The following is a 269-nucleotide window of genomic DNA, read 5'->3' on the forward strand; positions in this document are numbered from 1 at the left end:
CTAACGCCTCCCGTACTCAACTCTACAGCCTGCATCTTAATGACTGGGACGACGAGCTGCTGACGCTGTTTCAACTGCCGCGCGCCGCGCTGCCGCGCATCACCGCCTCAGCCAGTGAACAGGGCGTGGTCGCGGTGAGTGATATTCCCGGCTTAGCGCCAGGCACGCCGATTCTGGCGCGCATCGGCGACTCTCATGCCGCCTTACAGGCGCAGCGGCGCGGCGAGTCTGAAGTGGTGAAAGCCACCTACGGCACCGGATCTTCACTG

Annotated in this window: 1 protein-coding gene; it reads left to right on the forward strand. The window is 63.6% G+C overall.

Going from position 1 to position 269, the window contains the following annotated elements; all coding sequences use genetic code 11:
* Nucleotides 1-269, forward strand: a 269-nt coding sequence (locus SB756_RS30525; RefSeq protein WP_410913300.1) for an FGGY family carbohydrate kinase, incomplete at both ends; no start/stop codon positions are given.

The organism is Pseudomonas sp. SIMBA_068 (genome assembly GCF_046534705.1).
Classification (GTDB): domain Bacteria; phylum Pseudomonadota; class Gammaproteobacteria; order Pseudomonadales; family Pseudomonadaceae; genus Aquipseudomonas; species Aquipseudomonas putida.